The 5,516-nt window shown below is 73.2% G+C and carries 7 protein-coding genes; 2 read left to right on the top strand and 5 right to left on the bottom strand.

Annotated elements, in window-relative coordinates; translation table 11 throughout:
- Nucleotides 1-1,195: AMP-binding protein (locus ESO86_RS10715; protein ID WP_129234884.1), on the top strand; the 1,195-nt coding region annotated here is incomplete at its 5' end.
- On the opposite strand, the gene ESO86_RS10710 is transcribed toward ESO86_RS10715, so the two are convergent.
- From ESO86_RS10710 to ESO86_RS10690, 5 genes are all read right to left on the bottom strand, one after another.
- Nucleotides 1,192-1,596, bottom strand: a complete 405-nt coding sequence (locus tag ESO86_RS10710) for a hypothetical protein (RefSeq protein WP_129234883.1) — start codon at nt 1,594-1,596, stop codon at nt 1,192-1,194. The genes ESO86_RS10715 and ESO86_RS10710 overlap by 4 nt on opposite strands.
- Complete coding sequence (locus ESO86_RS10705) at nt 1,551-1,880, bottom strand: DUF202 domain-containing protein (RefSeq protein WP_129234882.1); 330 nt, start codon at nt 1,878-1,880, stop codon at nt 1,551-1,553. The genes ESO86_RS10710 and ESO86_RS10705 overlap by 46 nt, the downstream gene beginning before the upstream one ends.
- On the bottom strand, nt 1,877-2,233 hold the full coding sequence (locus tag ESO86_RS10700; RefSeq protein WP_129234881.1) for a YidH family protein: 357 nt from the start codon (nt 2,231-2,233) through the stop codon (nt 1,877-1,879). Before ESO86_RS10700 ends, ESO86_RS10705 begins: the two co-directional genes overlap by 4 nt.
- 45 nt (nt 2,234-2,278) lie before the next feature.
- Nucleotides 2,279-3,748, bottom strand: coding sequence for an NADP-dependent phosphogluconate dehydrogenase (gene gndA, locus ESO86_RS10695; protein ID WP_129234880.1), 1,470 nt, complete (start codon nt 3,746-3,748; stop codon nt 2,279-2,281).
- A gap of 161 nt (nt 3,749-3,909) precedes the next feature.
- Nucleotides 3,910-4,629, bottom strand: a complete 720-nt coding sequence (locus ESO86_RS10690) for a FadR/GntR family transcriptional regulator (protein WP_129234879.1) — start codon at nt 4,627-4,629, stop codon at nt 3,910-3,912.
- A gap of 172 nt (nt 4,630-4,801) precedes the next feature.
- On the opposite strand from ESO86_RS10690, the gene ESO86_RS10685 reads away from it, so the two are divergent.
- Nucleotides 4,802-5,516 (top strand): FAD-dependent oxidoreductase (locus ESO86_RS10685; RefSeq protein WP_242492322.1); only part of this gene is annotated, 715 nt, incomplete at its 3' end.

Genomic DNA, 5,516 nt, shown 5'->3' with positions numbered 1-5,516 from the left:
GCTCACCGCGAGCGTGCAGGGCGCCGTGCCGTGGCGCCAGCTGGTGGCATCCGACCGCATCGCCCCGCACATCCACGCGCCGCGCGTGGGCGACGTCGCCCTGATCCAGTACACGAGCGGCACGACCGGCAGCCCGAAGGGCGCGACGCTCACGCACGCCAACCTGCTCGCGAACGCCGCGCAGGCGCGCGCGTGGGTGCCCGACATCGAGCGCGGCACGTCGGTCGTGTACGCGGTGCTTCCCATGTTCCACGCCTACGGCCTCACGCTGTGCCTCACGTTCGCGATGAGCATGGGGTCGCGGCTCGTGCTGTTCCCCCGGTTCGACCCCGACCTCGTGCTGAAGGTCGTGAAGAAGCATCCGCCCACGTTCCTGCCGGCCGTTCCGCCGATCTACGAGCGCCTCACCGCGGCCGCCGCCGAGCAGGGCGTCTCGCTCGAGGGCATCAGCATCGCGATCTCGGGAGCCATGCCGCTGTCGGCATCCGTCGTCGAGCCGTGGGAGGAGAAGACCGGCGGCTACCTCGTCGAGGGGTACGGGCTGTCCGAGTGCTCGCCCGTCCTCATGGCGAACCCGGTCGCTCCGACCCGCAAGGCGGGCACGGTGGGCCTGCCGCTGCCCGACACCGAGTGCCGCGTGGTCGACCCCGAGGAACCGTCGAACGACGTGCCGGCCGGTGAGCGCGGCGAGCTGGTGGTGCGCGGACCGCAGGTCTTCGGCGGCTACTGGCACAAGCCCGAGGAGACGGCCGCGGTCTTCGTCGACGACCCCGCGGGCGGCGCACCCTGGTTCCGCACCGGCGACATCGTCACGATCGACGAGGACGGCTTCATCCGCATCGTGGATCGCATCAAGGAGCTCATCATCACGGGCGGCTTCAACGTCGCGCCGAGCGAGGTGGAGGAGGCGGTCCGCCAGCACGCCGACGTCGTGGACTGCGCCGTCGTGGGCCTGCCCGACGAGCGTTCGGGCGAGCAGGTCGTCGCCGCAGTCGTGCTGCGGCCGGGTGCCGACCTCGACGCCGAGGGCATCCGCACCGCGGTGCGCGACCGGTTGACGCCGTACAAGGTGCCCCGTCGGGTCGTCGCGGTCGACGACCTGCCGCGCTCGCTCATCGGCAAGGTGATCCGGCGCCAGGTGCGCGCGCAGCTGCTGGCCGGATCGGTCGAGTCGGGTCAGGCGGCGGCCGACTAGGCGTCGCGGCCGGGTGCCGCGGGCTTCGGGAACGCGGGCATCGGCCCGAGGTTGCCGAGCACCGTGCTCGACCCGGAGGGGGCGACCGCGATGCACAGCCAACCGGGCCCGCCGCGCGCGAAGAGGTCGAACTCGACGCGCGAGTCGTCGAGCCGGCTGAGGTCGGCGACGTACACGGCGCACGCGTTCGCGGCGGCCGAGCGGGCGACGCCGAACGCCGACAGCACGACCGGCAGCACCATCGCGCCGAGCGCGAGGACCACGGCGATGCGGATGGCGCGCCTGCGGCGTGCACCGATGACGGGGCCGTCGTCGAGGCCGCCGGATTCCTCCCACCCGCCTGCGGGTCCGAGGTTCACCATGCCGAGCTCGCGAACATCGACCACGTCGCCGCGACGCACGCGAGCAGCGTGGCGCCGAGCACGGTCCAGGCCATGGGCAGGGGCAGGGGCAGCGGCGCCGCCGCGGCGGCGAGCGTCCGTCGGCGATGCCAGCCGACGGCGAGGATCGCGACCGCGCCGGCCAGGAGGACCACGGAAGCCGCGACGAGCCAGGCCTTGTCGCTGACGAGCCCCTCGCGGAGGACGAGGAGTGCGTTGAGGGCGACGGCGAACGAGGTGCGCGTCCACGCGAGCGCGGTCCGCTCGGGCTGCAGGCCCGGATCGCGGGCGACGGCGTCCGTCATGACGTCACCACGAACAGGGCCGCGAGTACCGCGGCCGCGAGCAGCCCGATCGCGGAGATCAGCGGCAGCACCCAGCTGAACGGGAGCGGTCCGTTCCGCCGCATCGCGATCTCGTTGGCGCGCCAGCGCGTGTAGGCGCCGACGCTGAGGACCGCCGCCGCGATCGCGAGCACGACCGCGAGCACCAGCACCGCGACGCGCGGTTCGAGGGCGGTGGCGAACTGGTCGAGGAGCACCGCGCCCGCGAGCAGCGCGAGCGCGGTGCGGATCCACGCGAGGAAGGTGCGTTCGTTGGCGAGCGTGAACCGGTAGTCCGGGTGCTCGCCGTCGCGGCGCCACGATGGTTCGCGCACTGCGCGCCTCCTTGCCTCGCGTGGGATCCCTTCGTCCAGTATCGGTCAGTGCGAGGAGGGCGTGGTCTCGATCTCGCTGCGGTCGCCCGACCAGAGCGTGTGGAACACGCCCGGCACGTCGACGCGCTTGTACGTGTGCGCGCCGAAGAAGTCGCGCTGGCCCTGCACGAGCGCAGCCGGGAGGCGGTCGGCGCGCAGGCCGTCGTAGTAGGCGAGCGACGAGGAGAACGCCGGGGTCGGGATGCCGGCCTGCGCGGCGGTCGCGACGACGCGGCGCCACGAGGACTGGCCGTTCGCGATCGCGTCGCGGAAGTACGGTGCGACGGCGAGTGCGACGAGGCTCGGGTCCTCGGCGTAGGCGTCGGCGATGCGGTTGAGGAAGCGGGCGCGGATGATGCAGCCCGCGCGCCAGATCTTCGCGACGTCGCCCTTGTGCACGTTCCAGCCGTACTGCTCGGCGCCGGCGATGATCTCGTCGAAGCCCTGCGAGTAGGCGATGATCTTCGACGCGTAGAGCGCCTTGCGGACGTCCTCGATGAAGGCGTCGGCGTCCTCCGGGGCGACCGACCACGCCTCGTCGGGGCCGGGGAGGTCGACGGCGGCCTCGCGCTGCGCGCGCTTCGAGCTCAGCGACCGGGCGAACACGGCCTCGGCGATGCCGGAGACCGGCACGCCGAGGTCGAGCGCGTTCTGGACGGTCCATGCGCCGGTGCCCTTGGCGCCGGCCTCGTCGAGGATGACGTCGACGAGCGGCCGCCCGGTCGCGGCATCCGTCTGCCGGAGGACCTCGGCGGTGATCTCGATGAGGTAGCTCTCGAGTTCGCCGGTGTTCCACTCGGCGAACACGTCGGCGATCTCGGCGGGGCTCTTGCCCGTGCCGCGTCGGATGAGGTCGTAGGCCTCGGCGATGAGCTGCATGTCGGCGTACTCGATGCCGTTGTGCACCATCTTGACGAAGTGGCCGGCGCCGTCGGTGCCGATGTGGGTCACGCAGGGCTCGCCCTCGGCGATCGCGGCGATCGACGCGAGGATCGGGCCGAGCGTCTCGTAGGACTCCGCCGAGCCGCCGGGCATGATCGACGGGCCGTGCAGCGCGCCCTCCTCGCCGCCGGAGATGCCGGCGCCGACGAAGTGGATGCCGGTCGGCTTGATCTCGGCCTCGCGGCGGATCGTGTCGTGGAAGTTCGCGTTGCCGCCGTCGACGATGATGTCGCCGGGCTCGAAGCGCGAGACGAGCTCGGAGATGACGGCGTCGGTGCCCCGTCCCGCCTGCACCATGATGATCGCGGTGCGGGGCCTGGCGAGGGATGCCACGAAGTCGTCGTAGCTCTCGGAGGCGACGAAGCCGGCCTCGGGGTGCTCGCCCGTGAGCGTGTGCGTGCGCTCGGGGGAGCGGTTGAACACGGCGACGGTGTTGCCCTCGCGGCTCGCGAGGTTGCGGGCGAGGTTCGAGCCCATGACGGCGAGGCCGACGACTCCGATGTTCGCGCGGGCGGTGGTGGTGCTCTCGGGCATGCTCATGGCTCCTGCGTGGGTGGGGGTTCCGGCACCACGCTAGCAGGGCGGTGCCACCGAAGAATCAGACGCCAATCAGTATGACACCGAATAAGTATGATTTAAAACGGATGGCGCGCCGTGACGCGCCCGGTGATGCGATCGCGCGTGGTCGACCCGCCTCATGGGGTCGGCAGGGACCTCGGGATGTCGCGCCAGGTGCGCTCCACGTCGTCGGCAGTGCGGCCGAGCACCCGGAGCATGGCCTCGCGAGCGGCATCCGCCCGGCCCGCGAGGATCGCGTCGGCGACGTCGACGTGCCACTGCATCGCGTCCTCGCTCGGATGCGCCGGCATCAGGCCGCTCGACGTTCGCCCGTGCAGCACCTCGCCGACCGCGTCGCCGAGCGCGGCGAACATCTCGTTGCCCGAGGCGCGGAGCACCGTTCGGTGGAACTCGATGTCGTGCTCGAGGAAGGCGTCGGCCTCGCCCGCACGCCCCGCCGCACGCATCGCCGCCGCGATGCCCATGAGCTCGGCGCCCTGCTCGGGCGGCGCGAACCGAGCCGCGAGCTCGGCCGCGACCGGCTCCACCGCCGTGCGCAGCTCGGTGAGCGACCGCAGCTGCGCGCCCTTGCGCTCGGACTCGAGCCGCCACCGGATCACCGAGGGATCGAAGAGGTTCCACGACGCCATGGGGCGCACCCGGATCCCGATGCGGCGCACCGACTCGACGAGCCCGAGCGACTGCGCCACTCGGACGGCCTCGCGCACCACCGACCGGGACACCCGCAGTTCGGCTTCGAGCACCTCGGTCCGCAGGACCGCGCCCGGTTCGAGGTCACCCGACACGATCCGCGAGCCGAGGTGCTCGACGGCCAGGTCGTGCAGGCGGGAACCCATGCGGCGAGCATATCGGCGGGCTGCGGGCACGGCGTGGGCCGGCGGCGCCCGACGTGGATATCGTGAACCATGTCCGCGAGGAGCACGCCCGGCGTCCGAACCCGCGGCGGCGCACGTGCAGCCACCCGACGCCGCGTCGGCCTCGGCTCGCTCGCCGGCACCGGGAGCGGTCGTGCGTGACGTGATCATCGTGGGCGCGGGTCCGGTGGGCGTCCTGCTGGCCGCCGAGCTCTCCCGGCGCAGGCTCGACGTAGAGGTCCTCGAGCGGCGTGAGGCCATCGGGCAGGGCAGCCGGGCGGTCGGCGTGCATCCGCCCGTGCTCGCCGCGCTCGAGGCATCCGGGATCACGGAGCGGCTGCTCGAGGGCGCGGTACGCGTCTCGCGGGGCGAGGCCCGCGCCGCGCGGGAGGTGATCGGCGTCGTGCGGTTCGACCGACTGCCCGTGCGGTTCCCGTTCGTGGCGACGCAGCCCCAGCACCGCACCGAGGCGGCGCTGGCCGCGGGCGGACCCCCACCGGTCCGGGGTGCGACGGTGCTCGCCGTCCTGCCACGGCCGGACCACGTCGTCGTGCGCGCCGCGATCGCGGGCGACATCGTCGAGCGGCGGACCCGCATCGTGGTGGTGGCCGCGGGGGCATCGGGTCGACGGCTCGTGTTCCGGCCCGAGCGGGCGGTCGTGCACGACTACCACGACCGCTACCTCATGGCCGACGCCGACGTGGGCGAGCGGGCCGACGCCGAGGTCGCGGTCGTGCACCTGCACCGCACCGGCGTGCTCGAGTCCTTCCCCCTGCCCGAGGGACGGCGCCGATTCGTCGCCTGGGACTCGCCGGGTGCCGAGGCGTCCGCCCCGGCTCGTGCGGCGCGCCTGCGCCACGCGCTCGCCG

The sequence above is a fragment of the Agromyces binzhouensis genome (assembly GCF_004135055.1).
GTDB classification, from domain to species: domain Bacteria; phylum Actinomycetota; class Actinomycetes; order Actinomycetales; family Microbacteriaceae; genus Agromyces; species Agromyces binzhouensis.
This window is presented reverse-complemented; position numbering and strand designations above follow the sequence as displayed.

Coding starts and splice junctions, on each gene's coding strand:
- ESO86_RS10705 (WP_129234882.1), bottom strand. CDS start 1,880: ATGACGGACGCCGTCGCCCGCGATCCGGGCCTGCAGCCCGAGCGGACC.
- gndA (WP_129234880.1), bottom strand. CDS start 3,748: ATGCCCGAGAGCACCACCACCGCCCGCGCGAACATCGGAGTCGTCGGC.
- ESO86_RS10690 (WP_129234879.1), bottom strand. CDS start 4,629: ATGGGTTCCCGCCTGCACGACCTGGCCGTCGAGCACCTCGGCTCGCGG.